Here is a 19682-nt window from a genome sequence, read left to right as displayed (position 1 = left end):
AACCTAGCAAGCCCGCTCAGCGTGGCTCGGCTCCGGCCCGGCGACGCTGGCGGCGCTGACCCGCCCGGCCGGCCGCGAGGATCAGCGGGGCGAGCCGCACGGCCGGGCCGGGCAGCGCGTCGAGCAGCCGGACCTGCGCGCCGCGCCAGCGCGGCACGCTGACCACCGGGCGGGGCCGGCGGGCCAGGCGCGCCGCCCGGCGGGCCACCCGCTCGGGGTTCAGCAGCGTCCCGGTGAAGGAGACCGCGGCGCCCGGGTCGTCGAGCCTGTCGTGCAGCATCGGCGTCCAGATCCCGTCCGGGCAGAGGCACGACACGTGTACGCCCCGGTGCCCGGCCAGCCGCAGGTCGGCGAGGGTGCCGATGCTGAAGGCCACCAGGGCGTGCTTGCTGGCCGCGTAGACGGTCTCGCCGGGGGCGGCCACCAGCCCGGCCAGCGAGACGACGTTGACCACGTGCCCGTGCCCCTGCGCCCGCATGACGGCCAGCGCGGCGAGGGTGCCGTTCATCGCACCGAGGGTGTTCACCTCGACCACCCGGCGGCGGGTCGCCGCGTCGTGCTCCCAGGAGGGGCCGGTGACGAGGATGCCGGCGTTGTTCACCCAGAGGCCGAGCCCGCCCCGGCCGGCCGCCTCGGCGGCGACGGCGGCGCAGGCGGCCTCGTCGCGGACGTCCAGCGGGCGGGACCAGCCGCCGAGCGGCGCGGCGGCGTCGGCCACCGCCCCGGCGTCGAGGTCGGTGAGGAGCACCGGCCAGCCGTCGGCGTGCAGGGCGGCGGCGATGGCCCGGCCGAGGCCGCCGGCGGCACCGGTGACCACGGCCGCCCCGGGGACGGGCTTCGTCATCGGCGCACGCTATCGCCGCCGCCGGCGGGACGCCAGGGCCGGCGGGACGCCCCGGCGGGCCGGGCGTGCCCCGTGCCGCGGCCGTCAGGTGGTGGGCGTCACCGGGGGCTGCGGGCGGTTCTCCCACTTGGTGGAGAGGGCGATGCCGGTCCGGGTGGAGGCGACGCCGGGGGTACGGTTCAGTCGCACGATCAGCCGCTCCAGCTCCGCGATGGTGCCGACCCTGGCCTTGAGCAGGAACGACTCGACGCCGGCCATGAAGTAGCAGGACTCGATCTCGGGCATCTGCCGGAACGCCTCGAGCACGTCGTCGGTGTCGGCGCCCGAGTCCTGGATGATCCCGATGAGCGCGGTGACGGCGAGGCCGATCGACTCGGGCTCCACCTCCGCCCGGTACGCCCGGATCACGCCGCCGGTCTCCAGCTTGCCGACCCGTTCGTGCACGGCCGGCGCGGAGAGGCCCACCTGCCGGGCCAGCTCGGCGTAGGACAGGCGGGCGTTGCCGCGCAGCAGTTCCACGAGGCTCAGGTCGATGGCGTCCACGGACTGTAGACCCTAGCGGTCCGGGCGTAACGTCGGGCGCTCGGAGCGCGTTGAACATGACAGGGTGTAGTCGTTCGCAAACTCACAGTCAAGGGAGTGGTCCGCAGGTAATATTTCCTAACTTCCCACTCAGTGCGTTTTTCGCGTTTGGCGGACAGGCCAGGTCGCTGGTGCTGTAATTGCCATACGTCCCTCATGACGGCTCTGGGCTCGCACCGGCCGGGGGCAGTGTGTTCAGCCGGGGGCTTCGTCGACGCGAGGAGGGGGCTGTGGACACTGGAGATCGCCTGCTGACACCGGGTGAAGTTGCCGCACTGTTTCGGGTTGACCCGAAGACTGTGACGCGATGGGCGGCGGCGGGCCGGATAGGCAGCATCCGGACTCCAGGCGGGCACCGCCGGTTTCGGGAATCCGAGGTGCGGGCCCTGCTTGAGGGTGAGGGCATGTTGGACGAGGCGGAGGACGTCGGCAAGCCGCGCAACGCGGGCCCGGCCGCCTCGACCGGCCCAGGCCCGGCCAACGCGGGAATGTACTGACCGGTGCGGATCGCCGCGCGGACCGGACACCGACTCCGGTCCGCGGCCCTGTGAACCCGGCCGGGCTCAGTCCCGCGCCGCGCCCAACTCACCAGACCAGCGGCGGAACAGGTCGTGCGGTACGCCGAGGGCGTCCAGCACCTTGCCAGCGACGAAGTCGACGAGCTGCTGGGCGGAGGCCGCCGCCCCCGCACCGTAGAAGCCGGGGCTGGCCGGCAGGACCACCGCCCCGGCGTCGTGCAGGGCGATCAGGTGCTCCAGGTGGCTGCGGGTCACCGGCGTCTCCCGGGGCACCACCACCACCGGCCGGCGCTCCTTGAGGTTCACCTCGGCGGCGCGCTGGAGCAGGTCCTTGGAGAGCCCGATGGCGATGCCGGCGCAGGCCGCCGTACTCGCCGGGACCACCGCCATCCCGCGTACCCGGTAGGAGCCGCTGCTCGGGCCGGCCGCCAGGTCGCCGGCGGGCCAGTGCCGCACGTCGGCGCCCGCGAGGTCCCGGCCCAGCCAGGTGGCCAGGTCCTCCGCCCAGTGCGCGTCCCGGAACGGGCGGCCGGTCTCGTCCAGGACCGTCAGCCGGGCGGCCCGGGAGACGATCAGGTCCACCGGCTCCCCGGCGTCGAGCAGCGCCCGCACGACGGCCGCCGCGTACGGCGTTCCGGACGCCCCGGAGACCCCGACCACCCATGGTTCCCGCATGCCACCAGCCTGCCTGGTCGCTCGCCGGCGCCGTCACGCACCCCCGGACCGGCGCCGCCCGGGATACCCGCCTGTGGGGCGGTTTGTCCCCGACGAGCGCGATGTCGGCCGGGATCGCGGGCATCCCGGCGACCTGACATGCTGCCGGGGCGATTCGCACGGACGCAGATCGCACGCGGGAGGAATCGGTGACGACCGACGAGATCCTCTGGTCGCTGCGGTCGGAGTGCCCCATCCCGCCCCGGCTCTCGCCGCACGCCGACCGGGTGCAGGGCTGGCTGACCGACGACCTGCTGCCGGGCCTCGGCCTGCCGGCCGACGACGGGACCCCGCAACGGCTGGCCCGCGCCGGCGTCGCCCGGTACGCCGGCCGCCTCTACCCGGGCGCCACGGAGCCCGACCTGCGCGTGCTGGCCGCGCTGTTCACCTGGTTCTTCCTGGTCGACGACGCGTGCGACGGGCCGGGCCGGCTCGGCACGGACGAGATCCGGGCGCTGCGCGCCGGCGCGCTGACCCTGCTGCGTGAGGGCCCCCGGATCCGGCACGCCGGACTCACCGGGCCGCTGCGGCGGCTGCTGGTGCGCGCGTGGCGGGAGCCGCGCCGGCGGATGCCGGCCCGCTGGCGGCTGCGCTTCGCCGAGGCGGTCGCCGACCACCTCGACGGCACGTGGCGGGAGGCGGTCAACAAGTCGGCCGGACGCCACCCCGGCGTCGCCGAGTACGTCGAGCTGCGACGCGCCACCTCCGCCACGTACGTGTCGTACCCGCTGGTGGAGTTCGTCACCGGGCGTCCGCTGCCCGACGCGGTGCACCACCACCCGCTGCTGCGCCGGGTCGCCGCCACCGGGAACGACCTGGTCTCCTGGTACAACGACCTGGCCTCGCTGGAGCGCGACCGGGCCACCTCGGGCGGGCACAACCTGGTGCTGGCGACCGCCGCCGAGCACGGGGTGCCGGTGGAGACCGCGGTCGCGCTGACCGCCGAGCGCTGGCGGGCGTCGATGCGGCGCTTCGTCGAGCTGCGGGCGGCGGTGCCGTCGTTCGGGCCGGCGCTGGACGAGGCGGTCACCGACCACCTCGACGGGGTGGCGAACGCCGTCCGGGCGACCGTCGACTGGACGCTGGAGAGTGATCGCTACCCGGGCTCCCACCCCGAGCCCGCCGCCCTCCGCTGACCCTCGCCGCCCGCACCCCGGCCCTCCGGCGAGCCCGCCCACCGAGGGGGCGCTGCGGCCGGCGCGGTCAGGGGCGCAGGTCGAGGCGGATCACCAGGTCGAGCAGGGCGAAGACGAACAGCGCGATGCCGACGAAGCCGTTGGCGGTGAAGAAGGCCCGGTTGACCTTGCTCAGGTCGGTCGGGGTGACGACCACGTGCTGGTAGCCGAACGCGAGCGCGGTCAGCGCCAGCCCGATCCACCAGGGCCAGCCGAAGCCGACCAGCGCGCCGAACCAGATGAAGAGCGCGAAGGTCACCACGTGCGCCACGGTCGAGGCGTGCAGGGCGAAGCGCCGGCCGTACCGGGCGGGCACGCTGTGCACCCCGATCTCCCGGTCGATCTCGGAGTCCTGGCAGGCGTAGATGAGGTCGAAGCCGCCGATCCAGAGCCCGACGGCCGCGCCGAGCAGCCAGGCGGGCCACGAGCCGTCGAGGGTGCCGGTGACCCCCAGCCACGCGCCGACCGGGCCCACCGCCTGGGCGACCGCCAGGATGGCGTGCGGCCAGTTGGTGAACCGCTTGCCGTACGGGTAGACCACCAGCGGCACCACGGCGAGCGGCGCGAGCACCAGGCAGAGCGGGTTGAGCAGGGCGGCGGCGGCGAGGAAGACCACGAGCGCGACCGCCGCGCCGGTCCAGGCCGTCCGCACGCTGACCGCCCCGGTGACCAGCTCCCGGGAGGCGGTACGCGGGTTCCGCGCGTCGATCCGGCGGTCCAGGATCCGGTTGGCCGCCATGGCGAACGTCCGCGCGCCCACCATCGCCACGGTGATCAGCAGCAGGTCCCCCCACCGCACCCGCCCCCCGTGAACCTGCATGGCGGTCAACGCCGACAGGTACGCGAACGGCAGCGCGAACACGGAGTGCTCGATCGCCACGAGCTTGAGGAAGGACTTGACCCGGCCGGGACGCTCCACCGGCTCGGCGACGGCGGTGGCCATCAGATGCCGTACTCCTTCCACCGCTTGTCCACCAGGGAGACGACCTCGGGGGCCATCGTCATCTCCTCCGGCCAGCCCCGGGTGTAGCCCTCGCCGGGCAGCTTGCGGGTCGCGTCGACGCCCGCCTTGCCACCCCAGAACTGCTGGTACGACGCGTGGTCCAGGTGGTCCACCGGGCCCTCGGTGAGCAGCAGGTCGCGGGCGTAGTCGACGTTGCCGAAGGCGCGGAAGGCGACCTCGTTGTAGTCGTGCACGTCGCAGTCCTCGTCGACGATCACGATCAGCTTGGTCAGCGACATCATGTGCGCACCCCAGATCGCGTTCATGACCTTCTGGGCGTGCTTCGGGTAGCGCTTGCGGATCGACACGATCGCGCAGTTGTGGAAGACCCCGGCGGCCGGCAGGTCGTAATCGACGATGTCCGGGATCAGGAAGCGCAGCAACGGCGCGAAGATCCGCTCGGTGGCCTTGCCGAGGCCGTGGTCCTCCTGCGGCGGCTGCGACGTGACGATCGAGTGGTAGACCGGGTCGCGCTGCATGGTCATGCACTCGATGTGCATCACCGGGAAGGGCTCCACCGGCGTGTAGAAGCCGGTGTGGTCGCCGAACGGCCCCTCCGGGAGCCGCTCGCCCGGCTCGATGTAGCCCTCCAGGACGACCTGCGCGTGCGCCGGCACCTGCAACGGGACCGTCAGGCAGTCCGTCATCTCGACCCGCTCACCGCGCAGGAACCCGGCGAACAGGTACTCGTCGATGTCGGCGGGGAGTGGCGCGCTGGCCGAGTAGGCGACCGCGGGATCGGCGCCGATGGCGATGGCCACCGGCAGCCGCTGCCCGAGCCGCTCGGCGACCGCGTGGTGCGCCGTGGAGTTCTTGTGGATCTGCCAGTGCATGCCGATGGTGTTCCGCGAGTGCTGCTGCAACCGGTACAACCCCAGGTTGCGCTTGCCGGTCTCCGGGTGCTTGGTGTGGGTCAGCCCGAAGTTGTGGAAGATCCCGCCGTCACCCGGCCAGACCTGCAGCCCCGGCAGCCGGTTCAGGTCGACATCGTCGCCACGGTAGACCACCTGCTGGCAGGGGGCGGTCCTGACCTTCTTCGGCGGCATCGACTTGAGCTGCATGACCTTGCCGAGGCCGTCCATCATCCCGGAGAGGCCCATCGGCAACTCCGGCTTGAGCATGTTGCCGATCCGCTCGCCGATCTCGTCGAGCCGCTCGACGCCGAGCGCCATCGCCATCCGCTTCTCGGTGCCGAAGAGGTTGATCGCCACCGGCATCTCGCCCCGGGTCGGCCGCTCGAAGAGCAACGCGGGGCCGTCCGCGCGGACCGTCCGGGTGACGATCTCGCTGATCTCCAGGGTGGGATCGACGGGGACGCTCACCCGCCGCAGCTCGCCCGCGCGCTCCAGCGCCGCGAGGAAGTCCTTCAGATCGTTGTACGGGAAGCCACGAGCCGCCATGCCTGCCAGTCTCCCGCACCGGCACCCCGGCTCCCCCAGCCGGGTCGGGTGATGTCGACCGCCCCGTGTGCGTTCCGCCACACCGACCACCCGGCGGGGGACAACCGGGTCGCCGCCGGACGCTGACCGGGCGTTCCGTCAGCCGGCGGGCTGCCAGGCGTACGCGGCCACGGGCGGGTCGAGCGGCGCGCCGGTGAGCCGGTTGGCGAAGGTGGAGATGGTGTACGTCCCCACGCCGAGCACCACGTCCAGGGCGTGTCGGGGCTGGTAGCCGGCCGCCAGGAAGGCGCGGGTCCCCTCCTCGGGCACCGCGCCCCGGTGGTCGAGCACCGCGAGGGTGAAGCGCCGCAGCGCCTCCAGCCGGTCGTCGGGCAGCGGCGCGCCGGCGCGCAGCGCCTCGATCAGCCCGGGCGCGGCGCCTTGCCGGGTCAGCGTGGCGGTGTGCATGGCCACGCAGAGGTGGCACTCGTTGCGGGTGGCGACGGTCAGCACGACCACCTCCCGCTCGACCGGGCCGAGCGCGCAGCCCTCGAAGATGCCGTTGACGGTGAGGAACCCCTTGAGCAGCTCCGGGGACCCGGCCATGAGGCCGACCGCGGCGGGCAGGTGGCCGAGCTTGTGGCGTACCGCCTCGATGGTCGGGCGCGCGGCGGCGGGGGCGGTCTCGGGGGTGTGGGGCGTGAAGACGGGCACGGGGTGACCTTTCGTCGGGAGCAACAGGCGTCGCCGGGCGCGGCAGGGCGGAGCGGCACCGGCGGTGACGTACGATCGTCAACGTGGTTGTCCAAATGGTAAACGTGGTTGTCGAACATGGCAACTGACCCCGACCGGCCCGGCTTCCTGCTGCCCCTGCTGCTGCTGGCCGGCTTCCGTACGCTCATCGACGACCTGCACGCGGAGCTGGCCCGGCAGGGGCACCCGGAGCTGCGACCGCTGCACGGCTTCGTCCTCCAGGCGGTCGGCGCCGACGGCACCACCGCGACCGAGCTGGGCCAACGGTTGGGAATCTCCAAGCAGGCGGCCGGCAAGACGGTGGACCGCCTGGTCGCCCTCGGCTACCTCGAACGGGCCGACGACCCCCGCGACGCCCGGCGGAAGCTGGTGCGGATGACGCCGCACGGTCTCGACGGGCTACGCCGCTCGGCGATCGTCTTCGACCAGCTCCGGCAACGCTGGGCGGACGCCCTGGGCCCGGACCGGGTCGCCGCCATGGAGGACGACCTGCGTGCGGTCGCGCCGGCCAACTGGTTCCGCCTCGACGTGCCGGGCTGGTTCGGCGGCTGACCGGCCCCCGGGCCCAGCGACACCCGGAGAACTCGAAACCGCGCTGCGGGAGAGACAGGGTGACAGCTCGCTCGTGGATGGGAGGCCAGTACGTGATTCGGCTCCAACAGACAGCTCCGCCGTGGTGACGGTAGTGGCCGCTGGCGGCCTCAGCGACGCCACGGTCATCGCGGCGTCCCGGAGTGACGCCGAACAGTTCGGGGTGCTGTACGACCGGTACGCCGCCCAGCTCTACCGGTACGCCCACCGCCGGCTCGGTCCGGAACGGGCGGAGGACGTGGTCGCCGAGACGTTCCTCGCCGCCTTCCGGCGGCGGGGGACGTACGACCTCGCCCGCGCCGACGCCCGCCCCTGGTTCTTCGGCATCCTGACCAGGGAGATCGCCCGGCACCGCCGCGCCGAGGAGGCCCGCTACCGGACGATGGGGCGGGCCGGGGGCGGCGACGTCGCCGAGGGGTTCGCCGACCGGGTGGCCGCCTCGGTCACCGCCCAGGCGAACCGCCGCACCCTGGCGGACGCGCTGCGCCGGCTCTCCCCCGGCGACCGCGACGTGCTGCTGCTCGTCGCGTGGAGCGACCTCAGCTACGAGGAGGTCGCCGACACGCTGCACATCAAGATCGGCACGGTGCGCTCCCGGCTGCACCGCGCCCGCCGGAAGCTGCGGAACGCGCTCGGCGACACCAACCCGACGGACTTCTCCGAGGTGGACAGATGAACGACCTGAAGATGCTCGACGAGTTCGGAACGACGCTCGACCCGGACGCGGCGACCCCGCCCGCCCGGCTGCGGCACCGCGTGCTCAGCGAGGCGAGCCGCCGGCCCGGTCGCCTCCGGGCGCCCCGGTTCGCGGCGCCCCGGTTCGGCTGGCGGATGGCGGCGGTAGGCGGAATGGCGGCGGTGCTCACCGCCGGCGTGCTGGTCACCCAGGTGGTGCCGATGGGCGGCCAGCCCCCGGCGTCCACCGCGTCCGCCGCCGAGCGGATCCTGGCCGACGCCGCCGCCCAGGCCCAGCGCCAGCCCACCGTCGCCATCCGGGCCGACCAGTTCGTCTACGTCGAGTCGATCACCGCGGGGCTGAGCCGGATCGAGGGCGGGCCCAGGCCGGGAACAGACGGCCCGAAGCAGCGCCGGGTCTGGCTCTCGGTCGATGGCACCCGGGACGGCGTGGTCCGTGAGCGCCCCCGCGGCGGAGCCGGGAACTGGGTGGACATTCCCCTGCCCGGCTGCCGGGACGGGAAGAGCGTCGTCAGCGAGTACGGCAAGACCACCGAGCTGGAGTGCCAGCCGACCGCCGGCCACCGCGCGAACCTGCCGACCGACGCCGACGCGATGCTGGCGTACCTCTATCCCGACGGTCCGGGCAACCAGAACCCGCGCGACCAGCAGGCGTTCACCGCCGCCGGCGACCTGATCCGCGAGGCGTACCTCTCGCCGGCCTCGCTCGCCGCGGTCTTCACGGCGGTCGCGAAGATCCCCGGTGTCCGGGTGGTCGGCGACGTCACCGACGAGGCCGGGCGGGCCGGGGTGGCCCTGGCCCTGACCGAGGTGCAGGGCACTCGCGCCGAGCTGATCTTCGACCGGCGGAGCCACGCCTACCTCGGCGAGCGATCCGTGCTGGTGCGCGACCAGGACGGGATGAAGGCCGGTCAGGTGCTCAACTCGACGGCGGTGCTCACGGTCGCGATCGTCGACGGGTCGGGGCAACTGCCGAAGTGACCAGGCTGGGGCGGGCGGCCACTCGGGGCCGCCCGCCGCCGCCCCGGCAGGTGGCCGCGTCCGGCGATCAGTCGAGGCCGCCGTAGGAGTGCAGGCCCTCGAAGAAGATGTTCACCCCGAACAGGTTCATCAGCATGGTGAGAAAGCCGACCACGGCCAGCCAGGTGGCCACGTTCCGCTTCACGCTCGGGGTGGCCCGGGCATGCAGGTAGCCGGCGTAGATCACCCAGGAGATGAACGACCAGGTCTCCTTCGGGTCCCAGCCCCACGGCCGGCCCCAGGCCGCCTCGGCCCAGATCGCCCCGGCGATCACCGCGAAGGTGAAGATCGGAAACGCGAAGGCGTGCAGCACGAAGGTCAGCCGCTCCAGGGCGGCCGCCGCCGGCACCCGCTTCGCCAGGGTGTACGGGAAGCTTCGCCTGCCCTGCTCGTAGCCGGAGCGCATCAGGAACGCCACCGCGGGGACCGCGCCGAGCAGGAGGATGCCGGAGGCGAAGATGACCGTCGAGACGTGGATGACGAACCAGTACGAGTTGAGCGCCGGCACCAGCGGCACGATCGGCACGTAGAGCACCAGCTCGGCGGTCGCCAGCAGCAGCACCATCACCAGCGACAGGAACAGCCCCAGCCGACGCAGCATCGGCAGCTTCCAGAGCACCACCAGCCAGGCGGCGGCGCCGATCCACGAGACCGTGAGCACGAACTCGTACATGTTGCCCCAGGGCATCCGGTCGGCGGCGACACCGCGGGCGACCAGTGCCCCGAGGTGCAGCAGCGCGCCGAGCGCGGTGACGCCCACCGCGATCCGGCCGGCCAGGCGGGCCCGGTGCGCGGTGCGCTCGGCGGCGGTCGGGCCGGTCGCCACCGGCTCGGGCGGGACGCTGCCGCCGGCCGCGCCGACGCCGGCCCCGACCAGTTCGCGGGCGGGTGCCGCGACGTGGGCGCGGGCGTTGCCGAGCGCGTACTCGACGGCGTGGCTGATCATCGCGACCAGGTACGCCAGGATCGCGAACGACACCAACTGGTCGGAGAGTGCGGACATCACTCGGCTCCTTCTCGCGATCCGGCCCGCTCGTCGCCGGCGCGATCGACACCGGCCCGCCCGTCCGGCCCCCCGTCACCGCTGACCGCGGCGACGAGCTGCGCGAACTCGTCGGCGAACCCTGGATGGTCGGTGCGCGGCAGGCCACCGGCCTCGACCAAACTACTACCGCCCGTCGGAGATCCACCCGCGGGGTCGGTCGGCAGCACCCGGAAGAAGACCCGGCGGCGCCGGCCGAACAGCGAGCCCATCAGCCCGACCAGCAGCACCCCGGAACTGACCAGCAGCAGCGTGGAGCCCGGGTCGTACCGGACCGACAGGGTGATGTACGGCAGGCTGTCCAGGAACTCGACCGTGCTGCCGTCGTCCAGCGTCCAGGTCTCGCCCTTGCGGAGCAGCTTCGTGCCGACCTCCTTCACCTTGCCGGCCCGCACCTGCCGCTGGTCCAGCTCGTAGATCGAGCCGGGGATACCCGCGTCCAGCCCCAGGTTGCCCCGGTAGGCGACGAGGTTCAGCGCCGGGTTGCGCTCGGTCGGGTACTCGGAGCGCGCGAACGGCGCCGAATCCGGCGCGGTCGGCAGGTAGAGGCCCGAGAAGGCCATCTGGAGGTCCGGGTCCCGGCTGCCGGTGTCGGGGTCGACGTTGGCGTCCGGGAAGGCCGCCAGCCCCTCGCTGGTCAGCCCGACGTCGCCGGTGGTCAGGAACGGCACGGCGCTGGTCTGGCTGCGGCCGAACCGGTCGGTGTAGCGGATCACCGGGGCGTAGCCGTGGCCGAGCAGGTAGACGTTCGCGCCGTCGAGGCGCAGCGGGGAGTTGACCGAGAACTCCGCAGGCCGCGGCGCACCGCCGGCCTCGTCCACGGTCACCCTGGCCGAGTAGAACTCCGGCTGGCCGGACTCCAGGAACCGGGCCTCGAAGTCGTCGAGCTGGATGCAGAAGTCCGGCAGGTCCTCGCTGCCGACCCGGGGGCCGAGCTTGCTCTCGGCGTACTGCTGCTGGGTGTTGCAGAACGCGTTGTCCTTGCCCGCGACCAGCAGCTTGTTGCCGTTCCAGCCGTACCAGGAGCCGAGCGCGACGCCGACCAGCACGACCACCATCGAGGTGTGGAAGAGCAGGTTGCCGGTCTCCTTGAGGTAGCCCTTCTCGGCGGAGACCTCGTCGCCGCGGACCGCCACCCGCCAGCGCCGTCGGCGCAGCGTCTCGGCGATCGCCGCCGCGCCGCCCTCGGGGGCGGGCAGCACCGCGTGCTGCGGCAGCCGGTCCAGCCGCTTCGGGGCGGCCGGCGGCTTCGACCGCAGCGCCCGGACGTGGTCGCGCAGCCGGGGGGTGATGCAGCCGATCAGCGAGGTGAACAGCAGCAGGTAGATCGCGGAGAACCAGACCGAGCCGAACGCCTCGAAGGCGCCGATCCGGTCCAGCACCGGGGCCAGGTCGGGGTGCTCGGTGAAGTAGTCCCGCACGTCCTCCGGGTTGACCCCGCGCTGCGGCAGCACCGAGCCGGGGATGGCGGCGACCGCGAGCAGGAACAGCAGCACCAGCGCCGTACGCATGCTGGTGAGCTGCCGCCACGAGTTGCGCAGCAGGGCCAGCAGCCGGTTGGGGCGGCGCCGGGGCGCCTCGGCCGGCGTCGCCGGCCGCTCGTCCACGACGGTCATCAGATGCTCACCTCGCCCACCCCGACGGTGGTCTGCAACCAGATCACGAAATTCGTCCACCCGCCGGTGACCAGCGCGAGGCCGATCAGGATCAGCAGGGCGCCGCCGACCCGGGTGATCCAGCGGCTGTGGCGCCGGACGGCGCGGAAGACCCCGAGCAGGCGCTGGAAGCCCAACCCGAAGACGACGAAGGGTATCCCCAGCCCCAGGCAGTACGCCACGGCCAGCACCACGGCCCGGTCGGTCTGCCCCTCGACGGCGGCCATGCCGAGCACCGCGCCGAGCGTCGGGCCGACGCAGGGCACCCAACTGAGCGCGAAGACCGCGCCGAACACCGGGGCGCCGAGCAGCCCGGCGGCGGGCAGCCGGTGGATCCGGAACTCCCGCTGCAGCCCGGGGACCACCCCGACGTAGCCCAGGCCGAGCACGACGATCAGCGCGCCGATGACGATCTCCAGCGTGCGCTCGTACTCGAAGAAGACCCGGCCGACGCCGGCGAAGAGGATCGCGGTGGCGGTGAAGACGACGGTGAAGCCGGCGATGAACAGCAGCGTGCCGGCCAGCACCCGGCCCTTCACGGCGGCGGCGGCCGACGCGGTGCGCTCCCGCACCGCCACCCCGCCACCACCCGTGGGCTCCGTGGGCGACGGCGCGGGCCGCCGGCCCTCCAGGTCCGCCCCGGCGAGGCCGGTGACGTACGACAGGTAGCCCGGCACCAGCGGGAGGACGCACGGGGAGAGGAAGCTGACCAGGCCGGCGAGCGCGGCCGCGCCGATGGCGAGCAGCAGCGGACCGGACTGGGCGAGTTCCCGGAACGTCTCGCCCATCAGCGGGAACCGTTGGGGGCGGCCTGCTCGGCCGCGATCCGCTCGACGATGGGCTGGAGGCCCTCCTGCTTCACCGCCGCGCGGATGACGGCGGCGATCCGGCCGTCCCGGTCGAGCACGATGGTGGCCGGGATGGTGTTCGGCGGGATGTCGAGGGCGAGCGCGACCCGGCTGGGCGGATCGAACAGGCTCGGGTAGGTCACCCCGAACCGCTCCTCGAAGGCGATGGCCTTGTCCCGGCTGTCCTGGATGTTGACGCCCAGGAAGGTGACCCCGGAGCCCTTGGTGGCCTGGTAGGTCTTCTCCAGGTCGTCCGCCTCGGCCCGGCACGGGTTGCACCACGAGCCCCAGAAGTTGACCACGACGACCTGGCCGCGGTCCTTCGCCACGTCGTGGCTGCCGCCGGTGAGCAGCTCGCCGGAGATCTTCGGGGCCGCGGAGCGCTCGTCGGGCGCGCACTCGATGACGCCGTCGGAGTTGGTGCCGCAGGCGTCCTCCCGGCTCTGCGAGGAGCAGCCGGCCAGCGCCACCGTCGTGACGGCGGCGAGCAGACCCGCGGTCCACCTCCGGGCGTTCATCAGGCCCCCTTGGCCGTCCGGGCGGTCGCCGACATCGCGATCAGGTGCGCGGCTGGCTCGGAGTAACCGATGCCGACCACCTTGGCGCCGTCGAAGTGGAAGGAGGTGAGGCTGGCCAGCCCGCACTGACGCCGGCGCGGGTCGTGCCAGAGCCGCTTGCGTTCGACGTGGCGGCGCAGCGTCCAGATGGGGAGCTGGTGCGAGACGAGCACGGCCTCGCGCCCCTCTGCGGCCACCCGGGCGGCGTGCAGGGCGGCGAACATCCGCTCCGCGATCGCGCGGTAGGCCTCGCCCCAGGACGGGGTGACCGGGTCCCGCAGCACCCACCAGTTGCGCGGGTCGCGGAACGAGCCGTCGCCGGGCGAGACCTTCTTGCCCTCGAACCAGTTGGCGCTCTCGATGAGCCGCTCGTCCACGCCGACCGGCAGCCCGAACTGCGCGGCGATCGGCTCCGCCGTCTGCTGGGCGCGCTCCAGCGGGCTGGCCACCACGTGCACGACCTCCCGCTCGGCGAGCCCCTGCGCGGCGGCCTTGGCCATCTGCACGCCGAGCTCGGAGAGCCGGAAGCCGGGCAGCCGGCCGTAGAGGATGCCCTCCGGGTTGTGCACCTCGCCGTGCCGCAGCACGTGGACCACCGTCTTGCTCACCGCTACGTCCCCTTCGTTCGCGACTGCGGGGCTCGCAGACCCGGCTCACTCCTCGCGCTCACCGCTACCCCCCGTGACCCGCCGCTGCCGCCGCGTTGGCCGCCACCGGCAGGGCGGCGGCGATCTGCTCCAGAGCGGCGTCGTCCAGCGCCGCCGACACGAACCACGCCTCGAACGCGCTCGGCGGCAGGTAGACGCCGCCGGCGAGCATCGCGTGGAAGAACGCCTTGAAGGCCGGCACCTGCTGGGTGCGGGCGCTGTCGTAGTCGACCACGTCGGCGTCGGTGAAGAAGATCGAGAACATGTTGCCCGCGTACGACAGCCGGTGCGGCACCCCGGCGGCGGCGAGCGCGTCGGCGGCGAGCTTGCTCACGACGGCGGCCGTCTCGTCGAGCCGGCGGTAGACCTCGTCGTCGGCCAGCCGCAGGGTGGCCAGGCCGGCGGCGCAGGCGAGGGGGTTCCCGGAGAGCGTGCCGGCCTGGTAGACGGGCCCGGCGGGGGCCAGTCGCTCCATGATCTCCGCGCGCCCGCCGAACGCCGCGGCCGGCAGCCCACCCCCCATGACCTTGCCGTACGTCCACAGGTCGGCGTCGGAGGCGTCGAGGCCGTGCCACCCGGCGCGGGAGACCCGGAACCCGGTCATCACCTCGTCGACGATGAGCAGCGCGCCGTGCGCGTGCGCGATCCGGGCGAGCTGCTGGTTGAAGCCGTCGCGCGGGGCGACCACGCCCATGTTGCCGGCGGCGGCCTCGGTGATGATCGCCGCGATGTGCTGGCCCTCGGCGGCGAACGCCTGCTCCACGGCGGCGACGTCGTTGTACGGCAGCACGATCGTGTCGCCCGCCGCCGCACCGGTCACGCCGGGCGAGTCGGGCAGGCCGAGGGTGGCCACGCCCGAACCGGCGGCGGCCAGCAGCGCGTCGGAGTGCCCGTGGTAGCAGCCGGAGAACTTGACGATCCGGGGGCGGCCGGTGAAGCCCCGGGCCAGCCGGATCGCCGACATGGTGGCCTCGGTGCCGGAGTTGACCAGCCGGACCTGCTCGACCGGGGTGCGGTCGACGATCTCGGCGGCCAGCTCGACCTCGCCCGGGGTGGGGGTGCCGAAGCTGGTGCCCCTGGCGGCGGCGACCCGGATCGCGTCCACCACCTCGGGGTGCGCGTGGCCGAGGATCAGCGGGCCCCAGGAGGAGACCAGGTCGACGTAGCGCCGGTCGTCGGCGTCGTAGAGCCAGGGCCCCTCCCCCCGGACCATGAAGCGCGGTGTGCCGCCGACGGCACGGAAGGCGCGCACGGGGGAGTTCACCCCGCCGGGCACGATGGCCTTGGCGCGGTCGAACAGGGCCTCGGAGGCCGGCGCGTCGGCCGGGTAACGGCCGGATCCGGCGGGAAACATATCGGTCACGATGCCGCCATTGTGTCAGCGCCGGGCGGCGAATCGGCAGGCACCCCGCACGGGGGTTACCAGGCTCACCCGCTCCGGCCTCCCGAGCCGTCCCGCCGCGCCCGTCCGGGGCTCCGGGTCGGCGGTGCTCCCGCTCGATGGGTGCGGCACCCCGGCTCGACAGGCCGGGTCGCCGGGATCGCGCTAGGCTGACCCGGTGGATCGTGCCGAACTGTCCATCACGCTACACCGGACGGGCGACGAAGCTGTGCTGCGCCTGGCCGGTGAGATCGACATGCTCACGGCCGCCCAGCTGTCGACCGTCGTCAACGAGGTGCTCGCCGATCCGCCGCCGCGGATCGTGCTCGACCTCGGCGGCGTCACCTTCTGCGACTCGCAGGGCCTGGGCACCCTCGTCGTGCTCAGCCGGAAGGCCAGCCACGCGCAGAGCCTCCTGGTCCTGACGAACGTCGGCGACTTCCTGCTCCGCGTCCTGGACATCACCGGCCTCCGCAGCGCCCTGATGATCCGCAACGACCAGACCACGGCCTGACCCACTCCCCCACCCCGCACGTCCCGGCCCAGCCCTCGCGATCTTGCATTTCGGCCCCTGATTTGTCCGCCTTTGCGCTCTTTGTCGGGGCGGAAATGCAAGATCGACGCGGGAAGCCGGGTGGGTCAGGGGGTGTTGCCCCAGCGGGCCTGTTCGAGAAGGTCGACGGCGCGGTCGCGGGCGTCCGCGTCCTCCGTCCGCAGCATCGCGGTGGCCTCGTCGACCGCGTCGGTGAGCACCCGCCACTGCGCGTCGCGCTCCCGCACCAGATCCGACTGGGCCGCGAGCTGCCGGGTCTTCACCCACAGCTCCACGAAGACCGACACCTTGGCCCGCAACACCCACGGGTCGAACGGCTTCGTGAGGTAGTCGACCGCGCCGACCGCGTAGCCGCGCAGCGCGAGCTGGGCGTCCCGGTCCGCGGCGGTGAGGAAGATGATCGGCACGTGCCGCGTACGCTCACGCCGCTTGATGTGGCTCGCCGTCTCGAAGCCGTCCATGTCCGGCATCTGGGCGTCGAGCAGGATCACCGCGAAGTCGTCGACCAGCAGCTGCTTCAGTGCCGCCTCGCCGCTCTCCACGGCGACGGACTGGACCGGCAGCCCCTGGAGGATCGCCTCCAGCGCCATCAGGTTCTCCCGGCGGTCGTCCACCAGGAGCGCTTTGGCCATCTGGGTCACGAACTCTCCTCGGCTCGGCTGCCGCTGATCCAGGACGACATGAGTTCGATCAACTCGTCCAGGTCGACGGGCTTGGTGATGTAGTCGGTTCCCCCGGCCGCCAGCGCCGACTCACGGTCGCCGGGCATGGCCTTCGCGGTCAGGAAGACGATCGGGAGGTCGGCGAACCGGTGGTTGCGCCGGATCTGCCGGGTCGTCTCGTAACCGTCCTGATCGGGCATCATCGCATCCATCAGGACAATGTCCACTTCCGGATGCTCGGCCAGGAGGCGGACGCCGTCCGCCCCGTTGTCGGAGTACAGCACGGTGAGCCCGTGCAGTTCCAACGCGCTGGTCAGCGCGAAGACGTTCCGGACGTCGTCGTCGACGATCAGCACGGTGGCCCCCTCGAGCCGCCGGGTGGCCGGCGTGGAGGCCGGCTCGGGCAGCTCCGGCGGCGGCATCAGCAGCGACGACGGCAGCCCGGCCCGGGCCGGCGACGGCGGCAGCGGCGCCACCACCGCGTCCGGCGCGAGCACGTCCGGCACGAAGAGGGTGAACGTCGAGCCCTGCCCGGGCGCCGACGACACGACGATGCTGCCGCCCAACAGCCGGGCCAGGTCCCGGCTGATCGACAGGCCCAGCCCCGTACCGCCGTAGCGGCGGCTGGTGGTGCCGTCGGCCTGCTGGAACGCCTCGAAGATCAACGACAGCTTGTCGTCGGAGATGCCGATCCCGGTGTCGACCACCGTGAACGCGATGACCTGCCGCGCGTTGGTCAACGCCGGCACGTCGAAGGCCGTGTTCTCGGGCGCCGGCGCGATCCGCAGCGTCACCGCGCCGTTGTCGGTGAACTTGACCGCGTTGGAGAGCAGGTTGCGCAGGATCTGCTGGAGCCGCTGGGCGTCGGTGACCAGGGCCGGCGGCAGGTCCTTGCTGATCCGCACCTGGAAGTCCAGGCCCTTCTCGTCGGCCTGCGGCGCGAACGCCTGCTCCACGTAGCTGCGGATCTCGTCGAACCGCACCTCGGTGGGCTCGACGTCCATCCGCCCCGCCTCGATCTTGGACAGGTCCAGGATGTCGTCGATCAGCGACAGCAGGTCGGAGCCGGCGCCGTGGATGGTCCGGGCGAACTCGATCTGCTTCGGGGTGAGGTTCTGCTCCGAGTTCTCGACCAGCAGCCGGGCCAGCAGCAGCAGGGAGTTCAGCGGCGTACGCAGCTCGTGGCTCATGTTGGCCAGGAACTCCGACTTGTACGCCGACGCCCGGGTGAGCTGCTGGGCCTTCTCCTCCAGGCCGAGCCGGGCCAGCTCGATCTCCCGGTTCTTGGTCTCGATGTTGCCCTTCTGCTCGGAGAGCAGCTGCGCCTTGTCCTCCAGCTCGGCGTTGGTGCGCTGGAGTTCGGCCGACTGCTCCTGCAACTCGTGGGCGAGCCGCTGGGACTGCGCGAGCAGTTCCTCCGTACGCCGGTTGGCCTGGATGGTGTTGACGGCGATGCCGGTGGTGAGCACCAGCCGCTCCAGGAAGGACAGGTGCAGCTCGGAGAAGGGCGTCACGCTCGCGAACTCGATCACCCCGAGCAGCTCGCCCTCGAAGAGCACGGGCAGCACGACCAGGTCGGCCGGCGGGGTCTCGGCGAGCCCGGAGCGGAGCATCAGCCTGCCGTCCGGCGTCCCGCCCATCCGGATCGTCCGGCGGGAGAGGGCGGTCTGGCCGACCAGCCCCTCGCCGGGCCCGAAGGTGACGTCGTGCCCCCGGGCGACGTAGCCGTACGAGGCGGTCAGCCGCAGCCGCATCACGCCCTCGGAGGTGTCCGCCAGGAAGAACGCGCCGAGCTGCGCGTCGACCAGCGGGGTCACCTCCATCATGATCATGCGGCAGACCTCGCCGAGGTCGCGCTGGCCCTGGAGCAGTCCGCCGATGCGGGCCAGGTTCGAGTCGAGCCAGCCCTGTTCGGCGTTCTTCTTGGTCGTCTCCCGGAGGGTGACGATCATCTGGTTGATGTTGTCCTTCAGCTCGGCGACCTCGCCCTGCGCCTTGACCGCGATCCGCTGGGTCAGGTCGCCCCGGGTCACCGAGGTGGAGACCTGCGCGATGGCGCGCAGCTGGGTGGTGAGGGTCGAGGCGAGCTGGTTGACGTTCTCGGTGAGGTCCCGCCAGGTGCCGGAGACGCCCTTCACCTGCGCCTGGCCGCCCAGCTTGCCCTCGATGCCCACCTCGCGGGCGACGCGGGTGACCTCGTCGGCGAACGACGAGAGCTGGTCCACCATCGTGTTGACGGTGTTCTTCAGCTCCAGGATCTCGCCCTGCGCGTCGACCGTGATCTTCTGCGACAGGTCGCCGTTGGCGACGGCCGTGGTCACCGAGGCGATGTTGCGCACCTGCGACGTCAGGTTCGACGCCATCGAGTTCACGTTGTCCGTCAGGTCACGCCACGTACCGGAGACGCCCTTGACCTGGGCCTGGCCGCCCAGCTTGCCCTCCGTACCCACCTCGCGGGCCACCCGGGTCACCTCGTCCGCGAACGACGAGAGCTGGTCCACCATCGTGTTCACGGTCGACTTCAGCTCCAGGATCTCGCCCTGCGCGTCGACCGTGATCTTCTGCGACAGGTCGCCCTTCGCGACGGCGGTGGAGACCTGTGCGATGTTGCGCACCTGGGCGGTCAGGTTGGACGCCATCGAGTTCACGTTGTCCGTCAGGTCCCGCCAGGTGCCGGCGACGCCGCGCACCTGGGCCTGACCGCCCAGCTTGCCCTCCGTACCCACCTCGCGGGCCACCCGGGTCACCTCGTCGGCGAACGACGAGAGCTGGTCCACCATCGTGTTGACCGTCGACTTCAGCGCCAGGATCTCGCCGCGGGCGTCCACGGTGATCTTCTGGGACAGGTCGCCCTTCGCCACCGCCGTGGTCACCGAGGCGATGTTGCGTACCTGCGACGTCAGGTTCGACGCCATCGAGTTCACGTTGTCCGTCAGGTCCCGCCACGTACCGGAGACGCCCTTGACCTGGGCCTGACCGCCCAGCTTGCCCTCCGTACCCACCTCGCGGGCCACCCGGGTCACCTCGTCGGCGAACGACGAGAGCTGGTCCACCATCGTGTT

20 protein-coding genes are annotated in these 19682 nt (G+C 72.6%); 6 read left to right on the top strand and 14 right to left on the bottom strand.

Annotated elements, in window-relative coordinates; translation table 11 throughout:
• Positions 1 to 16: 16 nt before the first annotated feature.
• Positions 17 to 844, bottom strand: a complete 828-nt coding sequence (locus ACZ6O2_RS26865) for an SDR family NAD(P)-dependent oxidoreductase (protein ID WP_350701942.1) — start codon at positions 842 to 844, stop codon at positions 17 to 19.
• 84 nt (positions 845 to 928) lie between these two features.
• On the bottom strand, positions 929 to 1387 hold the full coding sequence (locus tag ACZ6O2_RS26860) for an Lrp/AsnC family transcriptional regulator (protein WP_350701944.1): 459 nt from the start codon (positions 1385 to 1387) through the stop codon (positions 929 to 931).
• A 269-nt stretch (positions 1388 to 1656) separates the two neighbouring features.
• On the opposite strand from ACZ6O2_RS26860, the gene ACZ6O2_RS26855 reads away from it, so the two are divergent.
• Positions 1657 to 1923 carry a BldC family transcriptional regulator gene (locus ACZ6O2_RS26855; RefSeq protein WP_089002465.1) on the top strand — a complete coding sequence of 89 codons (267 nt, stop codon included), beginning with the start codon at positions 1657 to 1659 and terminating at the stop codon, positions 1921 to 1923.
• A gap of 66 nt (positions 1924 to 1989) precedes the next feature.
• Here the strand turns inward: ACZ6O2_RS26855 and ACZ6O2_RS26850 are convergent, their stop codons facing one another.
• Positions 1990 to 2619 carry a UbiX family flavin prenyltransferase gene (locus ACZ6O2_RS26850; protein WP_357464478.1) on the bottom strand — a complete coding sequence of 210 codons (630 nt, stop codon included), beginning with the start codon at positions 2617 to 2619 and terminating at the stop codon, positions 1990 to 1992.
• Positions 2620 to 2807: 188 nt separating this feature from the next.
• Here ACZ6O2_RS26850 and ACZ6O2_RS26845 point away from each other — a divergent pair, with 188 nt between their 5' ends.
• Positions 2808 to 3794: a terpene synthase family protein gene (locus ACZ6O2_RS26845; protein ID WP_466024779.1), complete on the top strand. Its 987-nt coding sequence runs from the start codon at positions 2808 to 2810 to the stop codon at positions 3792 to 3794.
• A 67-nt stretch (positions 3795 to 3861) separates the two neighbouring features.
• On the opposite strand, the gene mqnP is transcribed toward ACZ6O2_RS26845, so the two are convergent.
• The 3 genes from mqnP to ACZ6O2_RS26830 form a co-directional block, all read right to left on the bottom strand.
• Positions 3862 to 4776 (bottom strand): menaquinone biosynthesis prenyltransferase MqnP, encoded by a 915-nt coding sequence (gene mqnP / locus ACZ6O2_RS26840; protein WP_350701949.1) that lies wholly within the window; start codon positions 4774 to 4776, stop codon positions 3862 to 3864.
• Positions 4776 to 6236 (bottom strand): menaquinone biosynthesis decarboxylase, encoded by a 1461-nt coding sequence (locus tag ACZ6O2_RS26835; RefSeq protein ID WP_466024778.1) that lies wholly within the window; start codon positions 6234 to 6236, stop codon positions 4776 to 4778. Before ACZ6O2_RS26835 ends, mqnP begins: the two co-directional genes overlap by 1 nt.
• Before the next feature lie 138 nt (positions 6237 to 6374).
• The gene (locus ACZ6O2_RS26830) at positions 6375 to 6929 is read right to left on the bottom strand and encodes a carboxymuconolactone decarboxylase family protein (RefSeq protein ID WP_466024777.1); all 555 of its coding nucleotides are present in this window, start codon (positions 6927 to 6929) and stop codon (positions 6375 to 6377) included.
• 117 nt (positions 6930 to 7046) lie between these two features.
• On the opposite strand from ACZ6O2_RS26830, the gene ACZ6O2_RS26825 reads away from it, so the two are divergent.
• The 3 genes from ACZ6O2_RS26825 to ACZ6O2_RS26815 all read left to right on the top strand — a co-directional run bounded on the left by ACZ6O2_RS26825 (position 7047) and on the right by ACZ6O2_RS26815 (position 9236).
• Entirely contained in the window at positions 7047 to 7520 is a 474-nt protein-coding gene (locus ACZ6O2_RS26825) for a MarR family winged helix-turn-helix transcriptional regulator (protein ID WP_350701954.1), read from the top strand.
• 124 nt (positions 7521 to 7644) lie between these two features.
• Positions 7645 to 8235, top strand: a complete 591-nt coding sequence (locus ACZ6O2_RS26820; RefSeq protein ID WP_466024787.1) for an RNA polymerase sigma factor — start codon at positions 7645 to 7647, stop codon at positions 8233 to 8235.
• The gene (locus tag ACZ6O2_RS26815) at positions 8232 to 9236 is read left to right on the top strand and encodes a CU044_5270 family protein (protein ID WP_466024776.1); all 1005 of its coding nucleotides are present in this window, start codon (positions 8232 to 8234) and stop codon (positions 9234 to 9236) included. The genes ACZ6O2_RS26820 and ACZ6O2_RS26815 overlap by 4 nt, the downstream gene beginning before the upstream one ends.
• Before the next feature lie 67 nt (positions 9237 to 9303).
• On the opposite strand, the gene ccsB is transcribed toward ACZ6O2_RS26815, so the two are convergent.
• The 6 genes from ccsB to hemL all read right to left on the bottom strand — a co-directional run bounded on the left by ccsB (position 9304) and on the right by hemL (position 15387).
• On the bottom strand, positions 9304 to 10278 hold the full coding sequence (gene ccsB, locus ACZ6O2_RS26810; RefSeq protein ID WP_350701959.1) for a c-type cytochrome biogenesis protein CcsB: 975 nt from the start codon (positions 10276 to 10278) through the stop codon (positions 9304 to 9306).
• Positions 10278 to 11933 (bottom strand): cytochrome c biogenesis protein ResB, encoded by a 1656-nt coding sequence (gene resB / locus ACZ6O2_RS26805; RefSeq protein WP_466024775.1) that lies wholly within the window; start codon positions 11931 to 11933, stop codon positions 10278 to 10280. The genes ccsB and resB overlap by 1 nt, the downstream gene beginning before the upstream one ends.
• Entirely contained in the window at positions 11933 to 12760 is an 828-nt protein-coding gene (locus ACZ6O2_RS26800; RefSeq protein ID WP_350701963.1) for a cytochrome c biogenesis CcdA family protein, read from the bottom strand. The genes resB and ACZ6O2_RS26800 overlap by 1 nt, the downstream gene beginning before the upstream one ends.
• Positions 12760 to 13338: a TlpA family protein disulfide reductase gene (locus ACZ6O2_RS26795; RefSeq protein WP_350701965.1), complete on the bottom strand. Its 579-nt coding sequence runs from the start codon at positions 13336 to 13338 to the stop codon at positions 12760 to 12762. The genes ACZ6O2_RS26800 and ACZ6O2_RS26795 overlap by 1 nt, the downstream gene beginning before the upstream one ends.
• Complete coding sequence (locus ACZ6O2_RS26790; RefSeq protein WP_091099474.1) at positions 13338 to 13985, bottom strand: histidine phosphatase family protein; 648 nt, start codon at positions 13983 to 13985, stop codon at positions 13338 to 13340. The genes ACZ6O2_RS26795 and ACZ6O2_RS26790 overlap by 1 nt, the downstream gene beginning before the upstream one ends.
• Before the next feature lie 64 nt (positions 13986 to 14049).
• Positions 14050 to 15387 carry a glutamate-1-semialdehyde 2,1-aminomutase gene (gene hemL, locus ACZ6O2_RS26785; protein WP_350701966.1) on the bottom strand — a complete coding sequence of 446 codons (1338 nt, stop codon included), beginning with the start codon at positions 15385 to 15387 and terminating at the stop codon, positions 14050 to 14052.
• Positions 15388 to 15583: 196 nt separating this feature from the next.
• On the opposite strand from hemL, the gene ACZ6O2_RS26780 reads away from it, so the two are divergent.
• A complete protein-coding gene (locus tag ACZ6O2_RS26780; RefSeq protein ID WP_350679152.1) occupies positions 15584 to 15919 on the top strand; it encodes an STAS domain-containing protein in 336 nt (111 codons plus the stop codon).
• 125 nt (positions 15920 to 16044) lie between these two features.
• Here ACZ6O2_RS26780 and ACZ6O2_RS26775 read toward each other — a convergent pair whose 3' ends face one another.
• A complete protein-coding gene (locus tag ACZ6O2_RS26775; RefSeq protein ID WP_466024774.1) occupies positions 16045 to 16599 on the bottom strand; it encodes a response regulator in 555 nt (184 codons plus the stop codon).
• Positions 16596 to 19682 (bottom strand): HAMP domain-containing protein (locus ACZ6O2_RS26770; RefSeq protein WP_466024773.1); only part of this gene is annotated, 3087 nt, incomplete at its 5' end. The genes ACZ6O2_RS26770 and ACZ6O2_RS26775, both read right to left, overlap by 4 nt.

Source organism: Micromonospora sp. NPDC048040 (assembly GCF_055587185.1).
Note: the sequence above shows the minus strand (reverse complement) of the source record. Positions and strands in the feature narration are given on the sequence as shown.